The 19,231-nt window shown below is 47.2% G+C and carries 22 protein-coding genes and 1 pseudogene; 16 read left to right on the forward strand and 7 right to left on the reverse strand.

All coding sequences use genetic code 11. From position 1 onward, the window contains the following. Window positions 1–5 precede the first annotated feature (5 nt). Window positions 6–1,169 carry a MalY/PatB family protein gene (locus ACWJJS_RS05175; protein ID WP_077722758.1) on the reverse strand — a complete coding sequence of 388 codons (1,164 nt, stop codon included), beginning with the start codon at window positions 1,167–1,169 and terminating at the stop codon, window positions 6–8. A gap of 86 nt (window positions 1,170–1,255) precedes the next feature. Between ACWJJS_RS05175 and ACWJJS_RS05180 the strand changes: the two genes are divergently transcribed. Continuing rightward, window positions 1,256–1,516: a DUF1871 family protein gene (locus ACWJJS_RS05180; protein ID WP_003152094.1), complete on the forward strand. Its 261-nt coding sequence runs from the start codon at window positions 1,256–1,258 to the stop codon at window positions 1,514–1,516. Between the two features lie 24 nt (window positions 1,517–1,540). On the opposite strand, the gene ACWJJS_RS05185 is transcribed toward ACWJJS_RS05180, so the two are convergent. Then, window positions 1,541–2,362: an alpha/beta fold hydrolase gene (locus ACWJJS_RS05185; RefSeq protein ID WP_003152096.1), complete on the reverse strand. Its 822-nt coding sequence runs from the start codon at window positions 2,360–2,362 to the stop codon at window positions 1,541–1,543. 152 nt (window positions 2,363–2,514) lie between these two features. On the opposite strand from ACWJJS_RS05185, the gene ACWJJS_RS05190 reads away from it, so the two are divergent. The 3 genes from ACWJJS_RS05190 to yugI all read left to right on the forward strand — a co-directional run bounded on the left by ACWJJS_RS05190 (window position 2,515) and on the right by yugI (window position 4,773). Beyond that, window positions 2,515–3,015: an Lrp/AsnC family transcriptional regulator gene (locus tag ACWJJS_RS05190; RefSeq protein WP_003152098.1), complete on the forward strand. Its 501-nt coding sequence runs from the start codon at window positions 2,515–2,517 to the stop codon at window positions 3,013–3,015. After that, on the forward strand, window positions 3,016–4,185 hold the full coding sequence (locus ACWJJS_RS05195; RefSeq protein ID WP_003152100.1) for an aminotransferase: 1,170 nt from the start codon (window positions 3,016–3,018) through the stop codon (window positions 4,183–4,185). Window positions 4,186–4,380: 195 nt separating this feature from the next. Continuing rightward, window positions 4,381–4,773: a S1 domain-containing post-transcriptional regulator GSP13 gene (gene yugI / locus ACWJJS_RS05200; protein ID WP_003152102.1), complete on the forward strand. Its 393-nt coding sequence runs from the start codon at window positions 4,381–4,383 to the stop codon at window positions 4,771–4,773. 46 nt (window positions 4,774–4,819) lie between these two features. Here yugI and ACWJJS_RS05205 read toward each other — a convergent pair whose 3' ends face one another. Then, window positions 4,820–5,056, reverse strand: coding sequence for a DUF378 domain-containing protein (locus tag ACWJJS_RS05205; protein WP_003152104.1), 237 nt, complete (start codon window positions 5,054–5,056; stop codon window positions 4,820–4,822). Window positions 5,057–5,286: 230 nt separating this feature from the next. Between ACWJJS_RS05205 and ACWJJS_RS05210 the strand changes: the two genes are divergently transcribed. Then, window positions 5,287–6,450, forward strand: a complete 1,164-nt coding sequence (locus tag ACWJJS_RS05210; protein WP_039254089.1) for an iron-containing alcohol dehydrogenase — start codon at window positions 5,287–5,289, stop codon at window positions 6,448–6,450. A gap of 87 nt (window positions 6,451–6,537) precedes the next feature. After that, on the forward strand, window positions 6,538–7,710 hold the full coding sequence (locus ACWJJS_RS05215; RefSeq protein WP_039254091.1) for an iron-containing alcohol dehydrogenase: 1,173 nt from the start codon (window positions 6,538–6,540) through the stop codon (window positions 7,708–7,710). A gap of 301 nt (window positions 7,711–8,011) precedes the next feature. On the opposite strand, the gene ycaC is transcribed toward ACWJJS_RS05215, so the two are convergent. Continuing rightward, window positions 8,012–8,656 carry an isochorismate family cysteine hydrolase YcaC gene (ycaC, locus tag ACWJJS_RS05220; RefSeq protein WP_454023376.1) on the reverse strand — a complete coding sequence of 215 codons (645 nt, stop codon included), beginning with the start codon at window positions 8,654–8,656 and terminating at the stop codon, window positions 8,012–8,014. Window positions 8,657–8,780: 124 nt separating this feature from the next. Next, window positions 8,781–9,347 (reverse strand): annotated as a pseudogene (locus tag ACWJJS_RS05225) (NADPH-dependent FMN reductase). A gap of 397 nt (window positions 9,348–9,744) precedes the next feature. Between ACWJJS_RS05225 and ACWJJS_RS05230 the strand changes: the two are divergent. From ACWJJS_RS05230 to ACWJJS_RS05240, 3 genes are read left to right on the forward strand one after another with little or no spacing between them, the layout of a single operon-like run. Next, on the forward strand, window positions 9,745–11,097 hold the full coding sequence (locus ACWJJS_RS05230; RefSeq protein WP_007408647.1) for a glucose-6-phosphate isomerase: 1,353 nt from the start codon (window positions 9,745–9,747) through the stop codon (window positions 11,095–11,097). Between the two features lie 21 nt (window positions 11,098–11,118). Continuing rightward, complete coding sequence (locus ACWJJS_RS05235; protein WP_070082274.1) at window positions 11,119–11,517, forward strand: transporter; 399 nt, start codon at window positions 11,119–11,121, stop codon at window positions 11,515–11,517. 22 nt (window positions 11,518–11,539) lie between these two features. Beyond that, entirely contained in the window at window positions 11,540–11,944 is a 405-nt protein-coding gene (locus tag ACWJJS_RS05240; protein WP_003152121.1) for a YugN-like family protein, read from the forward strand. Here the strand turns inward: ACWJJS_RS05240 and ACWJJS_RS05245 are convergent. Beyond that, a complete protein-coding gene (locus ACWJJS_RS05245) occupies window positions 11,941–12,927 on the reverse strand; it encodes a potassium channel family protein (protein ID WP_024085731.1) in 987 nt (328 codons plus the stop codon). The genes ACWJJS_RS05240 and ACWJJS_RS05245 overlap by 4 nt on opposite strands. Next, window positions 12,924–13,178 carry a protein mistic gene (locus tag ACWJJS_RS05250; RefSeq protein WP_003152123.1) on the reverse strand — a complete coding sequence of 85 codons (255 nt, stop codon included), beginning with the start codon at window positions 13,176–13,178 and terminating at the stop codon, window positions 12,924–12,926. The genes ACWJJS_RS05245 and ACWJJS_RS05250 overlap by 4 nt, the downstream gene beginning before the upstream one ends. A 132-nt stretch (window positions 13,179–13,310) precedes the next feature. Here ACWJJS_RS05250 and ACWJJS_RS05255 point away from each other — a divergent pair, with 132 nt between their 5' ends. The 7 genes from ACWJJS_RS05255 (at window position 13,311) to ACWJJS_RS05285 (ending at window position 19,221) form a co-directional block, all read left to right on the forward strand. Then, window positions 13,311–13,574, forward strand: coding sequence for a hypothetical protein (locus tag ACWJJS_RS05255; RefSeq protein ID WP_014305698.1), 264 nt, complete (start codon window positions 13,311–13,313; stop codon window positions 13,572–13,574). A 46-nt stretch (window positions 13,575–13,620) separates the two neighbouring features. Then, complete coding sequence (locus tag ACWJJS_RS05260) at window positions 13,621–14,298, forward strand: zinc metallopeptidase (RefSeq protein WP_003152125.1); 678 nt, start codon at window positions 13,621–13,623, stop codon at window positions 14,296–14,298. Between the two features lie 42 nt (window positions 14,299–14,340). Continuing rightward, complete coding sequence (locus ACWJJS_RS05265; RefSeq protein WP_007408640.1) at window positions 14,341–15,630, forward strand: hemolysin family protein; 1,290 nt, start codon at window positions 14,341–14,343, stop codon at window positions 15,628–15,630. 89 nt (window positions 15,631–15,719) lie between these two features. Then, window positions 15,720–17,378: a glycoside hydrolase family 13 protein gene (locus ACWJJS_RS05270; protein ID WP_353575220.1), complete on the forward strand. Its 1,659-nt coding sequence runs from the start codon at window positions 15,720–15,722 to the stop codon at window positions 17,376–17,378. Between the two features lie 121 nt (window positions 17,379–17,499). Then, window positions 17,500–17,916, forward strand: coding sequence for a secondary thiamine-phosphate synthase enzyme YjbQ (locus ACWJJS_RS05275; protein ID WP_031306543.1), 417 nt, complete (start codon window positions 17,500–17,502; stop codon window positions 17,914–17,916). After that, window positions 17,913–18,944 carry an NAD(P)H-dependent flavin oxidoreductase gene (locus tag ACWJJS_RS05280; RefSeq protein WP_326358883.1) on the forward strand — a complete coding sequence of 344 codons (1,032 nt, stop codon included), beginning with the start codon at window positions 17,913–17,915 and terminating at the stop codon, window positions 18,942–18,944. The genes ACWJJS_RS05275 and ACWJJS_RS05280 overlap by 4 nt, the downstream gene beginning before the upstream one ends. Window positions 18,945–18,969: 25 nt before the next feature. Continuing rightward, on the forward strand, window positions 18,970–19,221 hold the full coding sequence (locus ACWJJS_RS05285) for a hypothetical protein (protein ID WP_003152131.1): 252 nt from the start codon (window positions 18,970–18,972) through the stop codon (window positions 19,219–19,221). Window positions 19,222–19,231: the final 10 nt, after the last annotated feature.

The following is a 19,231-nucleotide window of genomic DNA, read 5'->3' on the forward strand; positions in this document are numbered from 1 at the left end:
CGCTGCTAAGCGAGCGCTGCTTTCATTCTCTCAAGCCCTTCTTTTACGGTTGCGGCTGAACAGCCGACATTAAGTCTCATAAATCCTTCGCCGCCCGGTCCGTATTTCGTTCCCGGCTCTAATATGATTTTCCCTTTTTTGAGCATTCTTTCTTTGAGCTCGGCATCCGAAAATCCGTATCCGCTGAAATCCATCCAGATCAAATAGGAAGCGTCAGGTTTCATCATGCGGACTTTCGGCAATTCTTTTCTTAAAAAGTCCTCAGCCAATTTCATATTCCCTTCAATGTAAGGAATCAGCGCGTCAAGCCAAGGGCCTCCCTTTGTATAAGCCGCTTCGATTGCTGCAACCGCAAATGTGTTGAGGCTGGAAATCCCGTTCTGATGCAATGCGGCGGAGAATTTCGCCCGCTTATAACGGTCGGGAATGATAATGGCGGATGCCTGAATGCCGGCAATATTAAACGTCTTGCTCGGCGCGACACAAGTAACGGAAATCCGCGCAAACTCCTCAGACAGAGAAGCAAAAGGCGTATGCGGCTTTCCGTACAGCATCAAGTCGGAATGTATCTCGTCAGAAACGACGGTGACGTTATGGGCGGCGCACAGCGACCCGAGCTTCATAAGTTCATCCCGGCTCCACGCTCTGCCGGACGGATTGTGGGGATTACAAAGAATCATCAGCTTGACCTCAGAATCGTTCAGCTTTTTCTCAAGATCCTCAAAATCCATGCAGTAGACGCCGTTTTCTTCCCGTAATGGGTTATGTAAAACCTGCCGTTTGTTTTCCTTGATCATCTGATAAAAAGGCGTATACACCGGTGATTGAATCAACACCGGATCGCCCGGTTCGGTAAAGGCTTGTACTGCCATACTGATTGCCGTGACAACTCCGGGACTGAACGTGATGCTTGCGGGATCGGGCCGGTAGCCGTGCCGTGTCTCAAGCCATGAAGCGACAGCTTCTCTTGTGTTTTCGTCAGGAGACGTATAACCGAATATGCCGTGGTCAAGGCGGGCTTTTAAGGCGTCAGTGACCGCTTCGGGAGCGCGGAAATCCATATCGGCAACCCACATCGGAAGTGCATCCGATACGCCGAATAACGCTTCCGCCTTGTCCCATTTCACCGATTGTGTGCCAAGACGGTTTTCTCGAAGATCAAAGTTCATGTATGTCACTCCTGTAGTATCATTATTTTGCACAGCGTATCTATGATAAAATAGATTTGCAAACTTTATTATAAGCGGTGATGAAAATGGAAGAAAGCCAAGCGGTCATGGAAATGATGAAAATCATTGCCAAGTGGGACCCGTTTAAATATGGAGAAGATTTTTATGAGACAGAAGCCGTCGACATCGTTCAGGCCGTCTACAGTGAAGACCGTGCCGACAAGCTGGCAGCAGCCATTCAGGATATCTTTGAAGCTTCATTTGAGCAAAAGCTTCCGATCGAAGGCTGCCAAAAGGCCGCCGAGCAGCTTCTGTTCATAAAAGAAAGCAGCTCCTGCACCCCTTAAAAACCGGCGGTTCCGCCGGTTTTTTTATTGAATAAATTCAAAAATCCGCTCCGAAACAAACTCCGGGCGCTCTTCGGGTACGAGGTGTCCCGTATCCTTGAGTGAATACAGAATGGAATCCGGCAGGTCGTCATGAAGCCGTTTTCCGACTGAGACCGGAACGACCCGGTCTTCTTCTCCCCATATTAAAAGAGCGGGGTTTTGCACTTTCTTCAAATCCTCGGGCTCTAAATCGCCCTCCCTGTGTCTGATGAACCTTGTCATCGCTTTGAAAATCTGGCGGTCTGTAAATGGTTTTTCGTAACCGTCAATCATTTCCTGATCGATAAGCGTCCGGTCGTGCACGACATTTAACAGGTTTTTCAGCACACCGTCTTTTGAAAGCCAATACTTAAGATACAGGTCAAAACAAGGGAGGTGCGTCCCGAATATAATCGACGGGTGCGAGCGCTTTAAATACCCCGAGCTGCACAGCAGGACGATTTTAGAAAAAAGCTCGGGTCTGAGAAGAGACGCGGATAAGGAAATCTGGCCGCCCATCGAATGGCCGATGAGTGCGGCCCGGCTGATACCGAGCTTTTCCAGAAGTCCGATCAGAAGCTTGGCGAGGTTTGCGTAAGTATATACGAAAGTCCTTGACTTTTCCGATTGCCCGAAAGGAGGCAGGTCAACGGCGATAATATCATAATGGTTTCTGAGCAGCGGGATCAGTTTTCTGAAGCTGAATGCCGAAGATAAAAAACCGTGTACGCAGACGAGTGTCTGTCTGCCGGGATTTTCATAATGCTCGTAATACAGCTCAACTCCGTCTATCGCGGCCCGTTTAATCGGTGAAACAGCTTCCATGAGAGCCTTCGCCGTCCTTTCTTTGTTGTAATGTAAAGGCTTTTTTGATTGTCAGATTTTAGCTCTGGTTTCTTTCGGGTTTTTCTTAGCATTTGTCGAAAATCGTGATATAATGTCATGAAGATTTTTGATAATGCAAAGGTGTGAAACGTATGAAGCTGACCGAAAAAGAAACAGAAATATTAGAAATTTTAGACGAAAACAGCCGCGTTGATGCGGAAACGATCGCGAAAATGGCGAACATTCCCGCCGAAGAAGTCAAAAGCATCATTGAAAAGCTTGAAAAGGAAAAAGTCATCATTGATTATGCGGCGATGATCGACTGGCGCAAAGTCGACGGGCTGGAAGGCGTCACGGCGATGATTGACGTAAAAGTCACTCCGAAACGAAATGTCGGCTTTGATGAAGTCGCTGAACGGATATACAGATTCCAGGAAGTTGAATCAGTGTACCTGATGTCAGGGGTGTATGACTTATCTGTCGTCATCCGCGGCAACACGATGTCAGACGTGGCAAGCTTCGTGTCTGAAAAATTGTCCACCCTTGAGTCCGTCGTTTCCACGACAACGCACTTCATCCTGAAAAAATATAAGCATGACGGCAAAGTCTTTGAAAGCGGAGACGATGACAAAAGAATCGTGGTGTCTCCGTAAATGGAAACGAAGACTTCTTATTTATCTGACTACGTGCAGCAGATTAAACCGTCAGGCATCCGCAAATTCTTTGATCTGGCTGCTACGATGGAAGGCGTCATTTCACTGGGAGTGGGAGAGCCTGACTTTGTGACGGCCTGGAACGTGAGGGAAGCGAGTATTCTTTCTTTAGAACAGGGTTATACGGCTTATACGGCAAATGCGGGTCTTTATGAACTGAGAGAAGAAATCAGCCGCTATTTAGATCAGCGGTTCGGCCTGAGTTATTCGCCTGACAGTGAACTGATCGTTACGGTAGGGGCAAGCCAGGCGCTTGATCTCGCTGTCCGCGCCATTATGAATCCCGGAGAGGAAATGTTAATTCCCGAACCGTGTTTTGTCGCATATGAATCACTCGTGACGCTGACGGGGGCGAAGCCGGTGCCGATTCAGACTGTAGCTGCAAAAGGTTTCAAAGCATCAGCAGCCGATTTTGAAGCGGCCCTGACGGACAAAACAAAAGCGCTGCTTCTATGCTCGCCGTCAAATCCGACTGGTTCCGTCTATTCGAAAGAAGAGCTTGAATCCATCGCTGCTTTCGCTGAAAAACACGACTTGATCGTGCTTGCCGATGAAATTTATGCCGAGCTGACGTATGATGAGCCATTCACGAGCATGGGGGCCATCCGCGGCATGAAGGAGCGGACGATTTTGATTTCAGGTTTCTCCAAAGCATTTGCCATGACGGGATGGAGACTCGGATTTACGGCGGCGCCTCCCGTGATCAGGGATGCCATGCTCAAAATTCATCAGCACGCGATGATGTGTGCGCCTTCCATGGCTCAGTACGCGGCGCTTGAAGGGCTGAAAAACGGTCAGGAAGACGTCGAAAGAATGAAAAAAAGCTATCGGAGACGCCGAAACCTGATTGTGGAAACATTGAACGAGATCGGACTCGGCTGCCACCACCCCGGCGGAGCGTTTTACGCCTTTCCTTCCATTCAATCGACCGGCATGAGTTCAGAAGAATTCGCGGAACAGCTGCTCATTGAAGAAAAAGTAGCCGTCGTTCCGGGGAATGTATTCGGCCCGAGCGGCGAAGGCTACATCAGATGTTCCTATGCGACATCCATTGAGCAGATTCAGGAAGCGCTCGTCAGAATCAAACGGTTTGTTGAAAAAAGGGCATAAAAAAAGATACGAACCCGGTTCGCATCCAAATAAAAGGGGGGAATACTAGAAAGCCTTCGTAATCATAGTATACCCCCTTTATCTGTGCTTAAACATGATCATGTAAAAAAGTTCTCTTTGCGAAAAACAAACTTGTATGATATAATTTTAAATTGCGTATAATCTGTATTTAATTTAACTTAGGAGTTGTTATGAATGGCAGCAAAATTTGAAGTGGGCAGTGTTTACACTGGTAAAGTAACAGGATTACAAGCGTATGGTGCGTTTGTTGCATTAGATGAAGAAACTCAAGGACTTGTTCACATTTCTGAAGTCACTCACGGTTTCGTAAAAGACATTAACGAACACCTTTCAATCGGTGACGAAGTACAAGTAAAAGTACTTGCAGTTGACGAAGAAAAAGGCAAAATCAGCCTTTCTATCCGTGCGACTCAAGCGGCGCCTGAAAGAAAAGAAAGCAAACCAAGAAAACCGAAAGCGGCACAAGTTTCTGAAGAAACATCTGCTCCGCAAGGTTTCAACACATTGAAAGATAAGCTTGAAGAGTGGATCGAACAGTCCAACCGCAAAGACCTTATCAAAAAATAAACATAAAAAAAGCACCGGATATGTATGTTCGGTGCTTTTTTTATGTTTATCTGACTTCCGGATTTGCCGCTTCCTCGCGGGATGTTTCTTCGTTCGGCTTAAACAGCAGGCCGAGATTGATCAGACCGGCGATGCCAACAAGACCGTAAATAATCCGCGACAGAGCTGATCCTTGGCCGCCGAAGATGGCTGCTACTAAATCAAATTGGAAAAATCCGATCAGTCCCCAGTTAATAGCGCCGATAATCGTTAATACGAGACAGATACGCTGAATAACACTCATGTAAACAACCTCCTCTATAAATTCGTGAAACAGTTATAGATTGTGACAAAGCAAAGAATCTATGCATACTACATTCTCCGCCGTGTAAATCACACACTGTCTCAAGCTGTACAAGTGCCTTTCCCGGGAAGCCGCTGTCTGTAAACCGTGTGATGTGCCGTCAAAAAAGCGGATTGCTTTACATTGAACGTCAACTTTCTGCATAATATAAATCCAAAGGAGGAGATGTCATGCAAAACTTTACATATTGGAATCCGACCAAATTGATTTTCGGAAAGGGAGAGGTCGAAAAACTTCCTGAAGAAATCAAGCCGTACGGAAAGAACGTACTGCTCGTATACGGAGGCGGCAGCATTAAGCGCAGCGGTCTTTATGATCAAGTAACCGAACTGCTGAAAAAAGCCGGAGTTACCGTACATGAATTGGCAGGCGTAGAGCCGAATCCGCGTGTCTCAACAGTGAACAAAGGTGTTGCGCTCTGTAAAGAAAACAGCATCGATTTCTTATTGGCCGTCGGCGGCGGAAGTGTCATTGACTGCACGAAAGCCATCGCGGCGGGCGCTAAATATGACGGCGACGCGTGGGATATCGTCACGAAAAAACACCAGCCGAAAGAAGCGCTGCCGTTCGGAACAGTGCTGACACTTGCGGCGACCGGTTCAGAGATGAACTCCGGATCAGTCATCACAAACTGGGAGACACAAGAGAAATACGGATGGGGGAGCCCGCTCGTTTACCCTAAATTCTCTATTCTCGATCCGGTAAACACCTTTACCGTTCCGAAAGACCACACTATTTACGGCATGGTCGATATGATGAGCCATGTGTTTGAACAATATTTCCACCACACGTCAAACACGCCGTATCAGGACCGGATGTGTGAATCGCTTCTGCGCACGGTGATTGAAACAGCGCCGAAGCTGATCAATGACCTGGAGAACTACGAGCTTCGTGAGACGATTTTATATACAGGCACGATCGCATTAAACGGAATGCTGTCAATGGGCGCAAGAGGGGATTGGGCCACACACAACATCGAGCATGCGGTATCAGCGGTTTACGATATACCGCACGCCGGAGGTTTAGCGATTCTGTTCCCGAACTGGATGAGACATGTGCTCAAAGAAAATCCGACCCGCTTTAAACAGCTTGCCGTCCGTGTTTTCGATATTGACGAGACAGGCAAATCAGATGAAGAGATCGCACTTGAAGGAATCAGCAGGCTGTCTGATTTCTGGACGAGTCTCGGCGCTCCGAACAGACTCGCTGATTATGATATTTCTGATGAGAAGCTGGATACGATTGCAGATAAAGCGATGGCAAACGGAGCATTCGGACAGTTCAAGTCACTGCAGAAAGAAGATGTGCTTGCGATACTGAAAGCATCATTGTAATAACATAAAGGGGGGCGGCCGGATTGGCAGCTCCTTTTTTTCTGTGTTATAGTAATTCCCTTACGATTTTTTTGGAGGTCATGATAAATGGAGAACTTTACGTACTACAATCCGACGAAACTGATTTTCGGAAAAGGTCAAATCGACCAATTGAAAAAAGAGCTGAAGCAATACGGGAAAAACGTGCTGCTTGTTTACGGAGGCGGCAGCATTAAGCGAAACGGCCTGTATGACCAAGTAACAGGCATCTTAAAAGAAGAAGGCGCAACCGTTCATGAACTTGCGGGCGTTGAACCGAACCCGCGTCTGGAAACGGTAAATAAAGGAATTGAGCTGTGCAGACAGCATGAGATTGATTTCCTTCTCGCAGTCGGCGGCGGAAGTGTCATCGACTGTACAAAAGCGATTGCGGCCGGTGCGAAATATGACGGCGACGCATGGGACATTTACAGCAAAAAAGTAACGGCGCAGGACGCGCTCCCGTTCGGCACGGTGCTCACGCTTGCGGCGACAGGCTCTGAAATGAACCCTGATTCCGTTATCACAAATTGGGAAACAAACGAAAAATTCGTATGGGGCAGCAATGTCACTCATCCGCGTTTCTCCATTTTAGATCCTGAGAATACTTTCAGCGTTCCGGAAAACCAAACCGTATACGGCATGGTGGATATGATGAGCCACGTATTTGAACAATACTTCCACAATGTTGAAAACACGCCGCTTCAGGACAGAATGTGTTTTGCGGTCCTTCAGACGGTAATTGAAACAGCGCCGAAACTTTTGGAAGACCTTGAGAACTATAAGCACCGCGAAACGATTTTATACGCGGGTACGATCGCATTAAATGGCACGCTGCAAATGGGCTATTTCGGCGATTGGGCTTCCCATACGATGGAGCACGCCGTATCAGCGGTTTATGACATCCCTCACGCGGGAGGACTTGCGATTCTGTTCCCGAACTGGATGAGATACACGCTTGATACGAATGTAGACCGTTTTAAAAACCTCATGCTTAATATGTTTGACATTGATACTGAAGGCAAAACGGATAAAGAAATTGCGCTTGAAGGAATCGATAAATTGTCCGCGTTCTGGTCAAGCCTCGGCGCGCCGTCCCGTCTTGCGGATTATGATATCGGCGAAGACAAGCTTGAGCTGATCGCAGACATCGCCGCAAAAGAAATGGAATACGGCGGATTCGGCAATTTCCAAAAACTGAACAAAGATGACGTACTTGCCATCTTAAAGGCGTCACTGTAAGATCACATTCCAGGCCGGAGTGATTTTCAAGCTGCAGATGTAACCGTTTTGGGATTCCCTCTTTCCGGATTTTCTATTAGTTCATTAGGAGCAAGTGAAACACCCTTTGCCATGAGACAACTATGGAAATCGTTTCATCCGTATCACATGATGCGGATTTGACTCCCTGTTTCTGTACATTTAGCAGAAAAGGACCAATTAACTTTGCGATTGCCTGTCATCTATTTACACGAAATCTAAATCATGAAGATGAAGAGCCGCGAATTTAAAAAAGGGGCGCTGATTCAATCAGCGCTCCTTTTTATGCATTTTGTGTACTAAGGTCCCGCTGCGCCCCTATATAGCTTCCCATTAAGTTTTGATAACCGGGAAGATGACTGGAGATTAATGCGCCAAAACCTTCAACGTCGTTGCGCCAATCACGCTGTAACTCGCATGCTGCGCTAAACCAGTTCATAAGCTGCGCGCCGCCATGAGCCATACGGGTTAACGAAGCATCTGCTACTTGCTTATTAAACGTCCCCGAAGCATCTGTCACAACAAACACTTCGTAACCTGCTTTAATGGCAGAAAGCGCAGGAAAAGCAACGCAGACGTCTGTTACCACCCCCGCGATAATCAGCTGTTTTTTGCCGGTCGCTTCAATGGCTTTAACAAAGTCTTCATTGTCCCATGCGTTAATTTGTCCGGGACGGGCTATTTTTGGCGCATCAGGAAAGAGATCAACGAGTTCTTGCATGAGCGGTCCGTTGGGTCCATTTTCAAAGCTGGTTGTTAAAATAACCGGTAAATCAAAGAATTTAGCCGTATCACCGAGAGCCAATACATTGTTTTTAAATTCATCAACGCCATAGTCACGCACGAGCCCGGAAATAAGGCCCGTTTGATGGTCAACTAAAAGCACGGCAGCATCATCTTTTGAAAGACGGGAATAAAGATCAGACATTTTATCATCCTCCTTGAATTAAGGCAAGTCAGTTGGTCAATGGAAAACGGTAAATCTATTCATATGCTGTATAGATAGAAAGTTATTTCTGAGGTGACTTTTCGTGAGGGTGATGATCCTTCAATTAATCCGGAACGGGAACCGGAGCATGATCAATCCAATGGATGAACTGTTGTAAATAGCGTTGAAGATAACGTTTTGTTTGTTCATCCGTAAGTATGTTTTGAGCGGAATCAATTTTCTCATGGACTTGCGAAATCAGCATTTTTTGAAAGGGCAGAACATTGACTTGCATAGCTTCGAGTACTTCTCTCATTTGCATTTGACCAAAAGAGGTGCCGAACCCTCCGGGGGTTGCTCCGATTAAGCCAACCGGTTTTCTGTTTAAAACAGAAGAGGTCCGCGGTCTCGATGCCCAGTCCAATGCATTTTTTAATACCCCCGGAATTCCTGAATTGTACTATGGACTTACAATGATGACGCCGTCAACGTCTTGTAAATCAGCTCTAAAGGATGTTACGGAGTCTGGTGCTCCGGCGATTTCTAAATCTTCGTTAAAAAAAGGAAGACTGTCTATTTCAACCCAGCGAAATTGAGCCGCATTATCGAAGTCAATCAATGATTGAGCAATCACTCGATTATACGAGTTTTTTCGTAAACTTCCACAAATAAGACCAATGGTTTTAGTCATAAAATCACCTCCCGATTTAAAATTATTTTCATCTTAACATGATACCCCAAATATAGACACTATTTTTAAAAATGGACATTTATTCCTTGATATACCTGCACGGCATCCTCTCAAGAGGAGTACTATATAAAAAGAACCGTCCCATCGGTATTGGCGATGGATGTCAACCTGCTCCAAAGTAAAGGTGATACGTTCCTGGATCACCAACATTCGATTCGTTACTTCTTTCACGATTATTACAAATATAACTATTTCGAATCCGGGATATTGTATAAAAAATGAACGCATCTTTAGCGCAAATCCCGTATTCATCATGCCTTCTTCATGACTTGATTTAGCGGGTGAGTTCATATAAAGTGAAAGAGAAAACAATTCACCGTGATGGAGGGACAAGCAAATGACGCATGTACGCTTTGATTACTCAAGAGCGTTACCTTTTTTCAATGAACATGAACTTACATACGCACGTGATTTCGTAAAAACGGCACACCATAATATCCATGAAAAAACAGGCGCCGGAAGCGACTTTTTAGGCTGGGTGGACCTCCCTGAAAACTATGATAAAGAAGAATTCGCGCGCATTAAAAAAAGCGCTGAAAAAATCAAATCAGATTCTGACGTGCTTCTCGTCGTGGGTATCGGCGGTTCATACTTAGGCGCCCGCGCGGCGATTGAAGCGCTCAATCATTCTTTCTATAATGTTCTGCCGAAAGATAAGCGCAAAAACCCTCAAGTTATCTTTATCGGCAATAATATCAGCTCAACTTATATGAAAGATGTTATGGATCTTTTGGAAGACGCTGATTTCTCTATCAATGTCATTTCTAAGTCAGGCACGACGACGGAACCTGCAATCGCTTTCCGGATTTTCCGCAAACTTCTTGAAGAAAAATACGGAAAAGAAGAAGCGAAAGCGCGGATTTACGCGACAACAGATAAAGAGCGTGGCGCTTTAAAAACGCTTTCTAATGAAGAAGGCTTCGAATCATTCGTTATTCCTGATGATGTCGGCGGACGTTTCTCCGTTCTGACTGCGGTAGGCCTTCTGCCGATTGCGGTAAGCGGGGCTGATATCGATGAAATGATGAAAGGCGCTCTTGATGCAAGCAAAGACTTTTCCAGCTCGGAATTAGAAGAGAACGCGGCTTACCAATACGCCGTCGTCCGCAACGTTCTGTATAATAAAGGAAGAACCATTGAAATGCTCATCAACTATGAGCCTGCGCTGCAATACTTTGCGGAATGGTGGAAGCAGCTCTTCGGCGAAAGTGAAGGAAAAGATGAAAAAGGCATCTATCCTTCTTCTGCAAACTTCTCAACAGACCTTCACTCTCTCGGTCAATACGTGCAGGAAGGCAGACGCGATCTGTTTGAAACCGTATTAAACGTTGAAAAACCGAAGCATGAGCTGACAATTGAAGAAGCGGAAAATGATCTCGACGGCTTAAATTACTTAGCCGGCAAAACGGTCGATTTCGTCAACAAAAAAGCGTTTGAAGGCACGATGCTTGCCCATACAGACGGAAAAGTGCCTAACTTAATTGTCAATATTCCGGAGCTTAATGCATATACATTTGGATATCTCGTCTATTTCTTTGAAAAAGCGGTGGCGATGAGCGGTTATCTGCTCGGAGTCAACCCGTTTGATCAGCCGGGTGTTGAAGCCTATAAGGTGAATATGTTCGCGCTTCTCGGCAAACCGGGCTTTGAAGAGAAAAAAGCAGAGCTTGAAAAACGCCTTGAAAAATAAAAAGAAGGGCTGGCCCTCAGCATGACGGGTCAGCCTTTTTTAAACCGTGAAAGGTGTGATGATGAATTGATGCGGCTTTTATGTAAGCATGTCTTCATTTCCGTCTGTTCCGCCGCTATCGTCTATTCGGCACTAAAACTGTCTCCTGAATCCCTCTTGCAAACCATCCTGTTTTTCGCTTTTCCTCTCGGCTTGTTTACGGACATGGTCCGGCTGAAACTGAAGGTTGGCCGGATGCATACGCTGATCACGAAGTGCTGTCTCTATGCCGCCGTTTTCTATATTTCAACGGAAGCCGTTCTCTCCGCAATTGTGACGTATGTTCTGATTGAATGCGCCGTTACCTCTTTTCAGCGTCTGTCTGCCGCTCCCGGTTCTTCCCGGACGCCGTATGAAGATACCGCAGAGCGGGGACGCTAAAGACAAAAAGGAGCATATGCACATGATCAGCATACCATCTTCACTTGAAGGGCAATCGTTTTTACTCCGCGAATTGGAACAGGTGATGAAACCGATCGGTTATACCATCGGAGGCGGCTGGGAGTATGACCGCGGGTTCTTTGATTACAAAATTTCCGATCAGGACGGCTATTTATTTCTCCGTATCCCTGTTGAAGCAAATAAGGGACACCTGGATGAACGGGGGGCCGCCGTTACAATCGGCACACCCTTTTTGCTCAGGCACGTTTATCAGCAGGAAACGGATGATGCAGCAGGCGGCGGTGTTTTTGAGTCATTATTCAACCAATTCTCCGAGCCGAAACGGCGGGATGCGGCAATTGACCGCTCATATACAGATATCGGCATCTCGCTTGTGAAAGAGCTGGAAGACGTCCTGCTGCATTAAAGAGCCAAAAACAGATCAGTATCGAGCACCTGGTATGACAGGGGAGGGGTCAGCATCGGCCCCTCTTCTTTTTGTATGCCGATGATCGTGGTATTCCGTCTGAGATAATAGAGCGCGCAGTCATGATAAGATGAGCCCTTTAGTTCCTCGGGGACGGGAATGATGCGCACCTTTTTCTCCAGCGTCAGATCTGACAGCGTTTGCGGTTTGGCAAGCTGCAGCTTGACCCGGTAATGCTCAAACATCACCCGGCTCGACAGGCGTGATGTGCACAGAATCTTATTGGCTCCTGCGCGCTCGGCGTTTTTGACATACCGTTCCGTTAAAATTTCTACGATACAATAAACAGACGGATGCAGCCCTTTGATGGCGAGAAGCGTTAATACCGACAGCATATCAGCTTCGGATTCATTTTTCTGCTGGTCCGCTGTCAGAATGACGGTATCAGCTTCCGTAATATTCGCCTTATTGAGCGTGCTGTCATCAGCGGCATGTCCGCGGATGAAATGGACGTTTTCAATAAGCGGACCTTCCCTTAATGAATCATCAATCAGGACGACAGTTTTTGACGGTGCGATGTGCTGCAGCTCTTTCAGCAGCATATGCGATTTTTCATTCCATCCGATAAGAATGACGTGCCCCTTGCCTTTAAAGGCGACCTTCCCTTCGACATAGCGGTGCTGTTTGCTGAACACGGCTGAAGAAAGCGTGGCGAAATAGGCGGTCACAAAACTCGCTCCGCTTAATACAAGCACCATGCCGGCAATCTGCCCGAGCGGCGTCTGCGGAACGTAATCGCCGTAGCCGACTGTAGCCACCGTAATCACCGCCCACCAAACCCCTTCAAACACAGACGTGAACTGCTTCGGTTCGAGCATGTATATGAGTTGGCCGAACAATAAAATCAAGGCGATAATGATCAGCCCGATCCGAACATATAACGGCCATCTCAGCCAGGAAATAAATATACGGTTTGATTTCATTCGTCCGGCTCTTCTTTCGACAGAGAGATGGATAAAATCTGCTTAATAATGGTGTTTAGTTTTTCGTCCAGCTGTTCCTGGCCGTATGAGTCACGCGCATGTCTGATTAAATCGGCCGTCTCATCTTCAAACTGAATGAGAGGTTCGTCGTTTTCCGATTCATTATAGAGCTGGATGAAGGCGTCAAGCCCTTCGTTCATTCTGTCTATCGCATTGCTCAGCTGTTCTTTCTCGCCATTTGTCACTTTCATGTCGATCACACCTGTATCTTTTTTTATACAGTATGTCCCAGTTCGTTTGATGTCTTTCAAAAATCGCCGAAAACATATTCACCCTTATTTTTTCATATGATAAAGAAAGCGGACCGAAAAAGGGTGAGTCAAATGACGGTCATTCAAAAACTGCTGGCGGCGCTGGCCGGAGCGCAGCTGCTCGCTTCGGCGGCCGTATTGCTTATTTTCGATTTGAATGGATACAATCACATGTCCGGCGGATTTTCATGGCTTGTTTTTGCAAAAGAGACCGCAGGCACGTTTCCGTTTTACATCGGAATGGCCGGGTGTATCCTCATCATGCTCGGAGGATTGATTCCTGTCAGAAAAAAGAAGCGGATTTCTGTACAGGAAAGCGGGCAATCATTAAAATAATATATAAGCAGATCGTACGATATAAGAGAAAAAGGAAGAGGATAATATGCTGTTTATCTTTTTAACAATTGCTGCATTGGGATTGTCGTTTTGGGCACAATTTAAAGTGAAAAGCAATTTTCAGAAATACTCAGACGTGGAAGCCTCCAGTCAGCGGACGGGGGCGGAAACGGCAAGACGGATTCTTGATATTAACGGTTTATATGATGTGCCGGTAGAACCGGTAAGAGGCACTTTAACAGACCATTACGACCCGACGGAGCGGGTGGTGCGTTTATCTGAGCCGGTATATTACGGCCGCTCCATTTCCGCCATTTCCGTCGCTTCTCATGAAGTCGGACATGCTTTGCAGCATCAGGAATCATACGGCGCGCTTGTGCTGAGGCACAAAATTTTTCCGGTCGTCAATTTTGCCTCCGGGGTTGCCCCTCTGCTTTTCTTGGGCGGGATGCTCCTGGGCAGCTTGAACTTAATCGGACTCGGCATTATTTTGTTTTCGGCCGCTGTTTTTTTCCAGCTTGTCACACTGCCTGTCGAGTTTAATGCCAGCGCGAGGGCGAAGCGGATTATCGTGTCGGAAGGATTCATTCGCAACAGTGAAGAACACGGCGTGAATAAAGTGCTGAACGCCGCCGCGCTGACGTATGTGGCTGCGGCGCTCGTTTCATTATTCGAGCTGCTTCGTTTTGTGATGATTTTCTTAAATGGTCGTGATGAGAATTAACACGAAGGAGGTGGCCCCTTACCGTTTGCGGTAGGGGTTTTTTTGCTTATATTAAAACTGATTCTCATTATGCTGTTAATCGGACTAACGGCCATCTTTGTCGCTGCGGAATTTGCGATTGTCAAAATCCGCGGTTCAAAAATCGCGGAGCTGGTTGAAACCGGAGACAGCCGAGCGCTCGCGGCGCACAGGGTGATTTCAAATCTCGATGAATATTTATCAGCGTGCCAGCTCGGCATTACGATTACGGCGCTCGGACTCGGCTGGCTCGGTGAACCGACGATTCAGCGGCTTCTTCATCCTGTTTTCAGCCTGATCGGAATGCCGTCATCTATTACGCACGTCGTCACGTTTATTGCGGCGTTTATCGCCGTCACGTATCTGCACGTCGTCATCGGAGAGCTTGCGCCGAAAACGATATCCATTCAAAAAGCCGAAGCCGTCAGTCTGTGGACGGCGAAACCGCTCATTCTGTTTTATAAAGTGATGTACCCGTTTATTAAGCTGTTAAACGGCTCAGCCGGATTTTTGGTCAAGCTGTTCGGTTTTCATTCGGTGAAAGAACATGAGGTCGTGGTCAGTGAAGAAGAATTGCGGCTGATTTTGTCCGAAAGCTATAAAAAAGGTCAAATCAATCAATCTGAATTCCGTTACGTCAATAAAATATTTGAATTCGATAATCGGGTCGCCAGAGAAATCATGGTGCCGCGCACCGAAATCGCCGCCATCTCGCTTGAACAGTCAGTTGATGAAGCCATACATTTGATCATCAACGAACGGTATACGCGATATCCGGTTATTAAGGAAGACAAAGATCACATTCTCGGCATTATTAACAATAAGGATTTATTTAAAGCGTATTTTCTCGGCCGCTCCATTGAATTAAAAGAAATTATGCGTCCGGTCATCAGAGTCATTGAAAGCATCCCCGTTCAGGAGCTTTTGATCCGCATGCAGAAGGAGCGGATTCATATGGCGATTCTCGTTGACGAATACGGCGGCACGGCGGGACTTGTGACCGTCGAAGACATATTGGAGGAAATCGTCGGGGAAATCCGTGATGAATATGACCAGGATGAAATGCCCCACATCGTCAAAAAAGGCGAACACCATTATGTGATGGACGGCAAGGCGCTCATAGAAGAGGTGAATGATCTCCTTGATATCGCCATCGAAAATGAAGACATTGACACGATTGCCGGCTGGCTCTTAACACAAAAAATGGAGCTGAAAAATGGTGATGTGTTTCATGCCGAAGGGTGTGAATTTAAGGTGCTGGAAGCGGAAGACCATCATATCCGCTTCGTTGAAATTAAAAAAACTGATTTCTGAGCCTCCTGCTTTTGCAATGAGGCTTTTTTTATGGAAAAAATGCTTCTTCGTCCCGCTCCTTCATATGCTGTAAAGAAAGGAGTGTCGGTATGAAAACGGATTGGTGGAAAACGGCGGCCGTCTATCAAATTTATCCCCGAAGCTTTATGGATTCGAACGGGGACGGAATCGGCGATATTAACGGCATCAGAGCAAAGCTTCATTACATAAAAGAGTTGGGGGCGGATGTGATTTGGCTTTGTCCCGTTTTTGACTCGCCGGGCGCGGACAACGGCTACGATATTCGGAATTATAAACAAATTGCCGGCGAATTCGGGACGATGGAGGATTTTGACCGGCTCCTTGCGGATGTCCATGCGCTCGGCATGAAGCTGATTATAGACCTCGTCATTAACCATACAAGCGATGAGCACCCTTGGTTTATCGAATCACGCTCAGCGAAAGATTCCGAAAAACGGGACTGGTACATCTGGAGAGACGGAAAAAACGGCAAAGAGCCGAACAATTGGGAAAGCATTTTCGGCGGATCGGCGTGGGAATATGATCAAGAGACCGGCCAGTATTACCTGCACCTGTTTGACAAAAAACAGCCTGATTTAAATTGGGAAAACGAAGCGATGAGGCAGTCCGTTTATGAGATGGTCCGCTGGTGGCTTGATAAAGGCATAGACGGCTTCCGGGTGGATGCCATTTCTCACATTAAGAAAAAAGAAGGGCTCCCTGACATGCCGAACCCGGACGGTCTCCCGTACGTCCCGTCTTTCCCGTATCATATGAATGGGGAAGGCATAATGGATCTCTTAAAAGAGCTGAAGCGGGAAACATTTTCTCGCTATCCGATCATGACGGTCGGCGAGGCGAACGGAGTGGCGGCTTGGGAGGCGGCTGATTGGGCCGGTGAAGAAAACGGCGTCTTTCAAATGATTTTTCAATTTGAACATCTCGGCCTCTGGGATACGGAAGATGATCAAAGCATCTCCATTCCGGCGCTTAAGCGCGTCTTGTCCGACTGGCAGAACAGCCTTGAAGGAAAGGGCTGGAATGCGTTATTTATGGAGAACCATGATCAGCCCCGTTCCGTTTCGGTATGGGGTGACGAACGGTTTTTGACAGAAAGCGCCAAGGCACTCGCCGCGATGTATATGCTGATGAAAGGCACGCCGTTTATTTACCAGGGGCAGGAGCTCGGAATGACCAATGTTTCGTTCCCATCCATTGAAGATTATGATGACGCCGCAATTAAATATCTGTATGAAAAAGAGACGTCCCGCGGCGTTCCGCATGAACAAGTGATGAAGATCATCTGGAAGAAGGGCCGGGATAATTCACGGACACCGATGCAATGGAGCGATGAGGCGAACGGCGGGTTTTCTGATGTTTCTCCGTGGCTCGGAGTGAATCCGAATCACACATGGCTGAACGCTGCATCACAATTGCAGGATGAAACATCCGTATACCATTTCTACAAACGGCTGCTCGCCCTCAGAAAAGAACACGGCGTATTGATCAGCGGCACATATGAATTGCTGCTTCCGAATGACCGGCAGATTTATGCCTATCTAAGAAAAAACGGAACAAAAACCGCCCTGATCATCACAAATCTGTCCCGAACCCCCGCTTTATACAGGCATCCCGGTTATCCGCTTGACTCCGCTTCTCTCGTGCTTGCAAACGCGGAAACAGAAGCGCACCGCCATGTGACATCCTTCCTCTTAAAGCCTTATGAGGCCCGCGTATATATATGGTGAAAAACTTCAGTCCCGAGGCTGAAGTTTTTTGTGATCTGCGTTTATCATCGCGATCCGACAGGAAAAGACAAATACAGAAACGAATATGGGAAAGGAAGAGAAAAAGAAAGGAGGCATTCATATGCTGAAAAAATTGCAGATTCAAACAAAAAAAAGGGATGAAATGATCGACATCACACATGAAGCCGAATTGTTTCTCCGCGAAACAGGCGTAAAAAACGGTTTGGCGCTCATATACTGTCCCCATACCACCGCCGGCATTACCATCAATGAAAATGCCGACCCGGATGTGAAGAGGGATATGCTCAGAAGGTTTGATGAAATGTATCCGTGGGAGCACGAACTGGACCGGCATATGGAGGGAAATACGGCGGCACATATGAAAGCGAGTACAACCGGCGCCTCTCAGCATGTCATCATAGAAGACGGGCGCCTGATACTCGGAACATGGCAGGGCGTTTATTTTTGCGAATTTGACGGTCCGCGAAACAGAACATGTTATATCAAAATACTGGCTGAAACGGAGGAAAACAAATGAGTGAGTGGATAAGTCCGTTATCATTAACAAAGCCCGTCATTCAGGCCCCGATGGCCGGCGGGCTGGTCACGCCGCGTCTGGCTTCGGCGGTATCAAATGAAGGGGCGCTCGGAAGCCTCGCTTCAGGATACGTCAGCCCGCAAGCGCTTGAAAAACAGCTTATCGAGATGAAAGAGCTGACGGACCGCTCCTTTCAAGTAAATCTTTTCGTCCCGGAAGAAAGACAGATGCCTGAGGCGGAACTTGTTGAAAAATGGAAAGCCCGCATTCCGAGGGCAAAAGACGCCAAGCCGTTCTCTGATCTGAAAGAAGAATGGAATGATTTCGAGGAAAAAGCGGAGCTTCTGATCCGTTACGGAGTCAAAGCGTGTTCATTCACCTTCGGCCTGCCGCCGGAAGAAACGGCGGAAAAGCTGAAGAAAAGCGGTTGTTTCCTTTTCGGCACAGCGACAACGCCGGAGGAAGCGAAGGCTTTTGAAGAACGGGGAATGGACGCCGTTATCCTTCAGGGAATAGAAGCCGGCGGGCATCGCGGGTCGTTTCTGCCGGTTAAAGGAGAACCGGCTCTCGGCCTTATGGCGCTGATTCCGCAGGCTAAAGACGCGCTGGATATCCCGGTGATTGCGGCAGGCGGCATTTTTGACCGCCGCGGGGTGCAGGCGGCCCGATGTTTGGGTGCGGACGGCGTTCAAGTAGGAACACCGTTTCTCCTTTGTGAAGAAAGCAGCGCCTCACCGGCATACCAAAAAGCCATTGCCGAATCAAAAGGAGCCGATACGCGGCTGACCACCCTGTTTTCGGGAAAACAGGCGCGGGGAATCGTGAATCAGTTCATGAAAACATATGAAGCTGACGAGGGAAAAACGCTGCCTTATCCGCTGCATAATACGCTGACAAAGCCGATGCGCGGGCACGCGGCTCAATCAGGAGACGCGGAGTATATGTCTTTATGGGCCGGCCAGTCCGCCGCGAAACTTGAAGGGCCGACAGACGTGAAAACCGTTTTGGACGGATTGTGCGAATCATAATCCAGAAATCGTGAGGTGATGGATGATGAAGATTCTTCAAATGTCCTATAAAAAAAGAGGAACTATTGAGTTTGTCTTTGAAGATTTTCCGCATTCCAAAGTCACCATGGCGCCGATTAAAGGGTATTACTTTGTCCGCGCCATTAAATGGAGCAGACGGGACAGAGCCGTCACCCGCCATGATTTAGAGAAGTTTGAATGGGCTGCAAACCAAGCGCTCGGCACGACGGCTTTTTACCGGAAAAGAAAAGCATTTCACATCCCATCGTCAAAATGACAGACGATGG

It is taken from the genome of Bacillus sp. JK106, assembly GCF_053663355.1.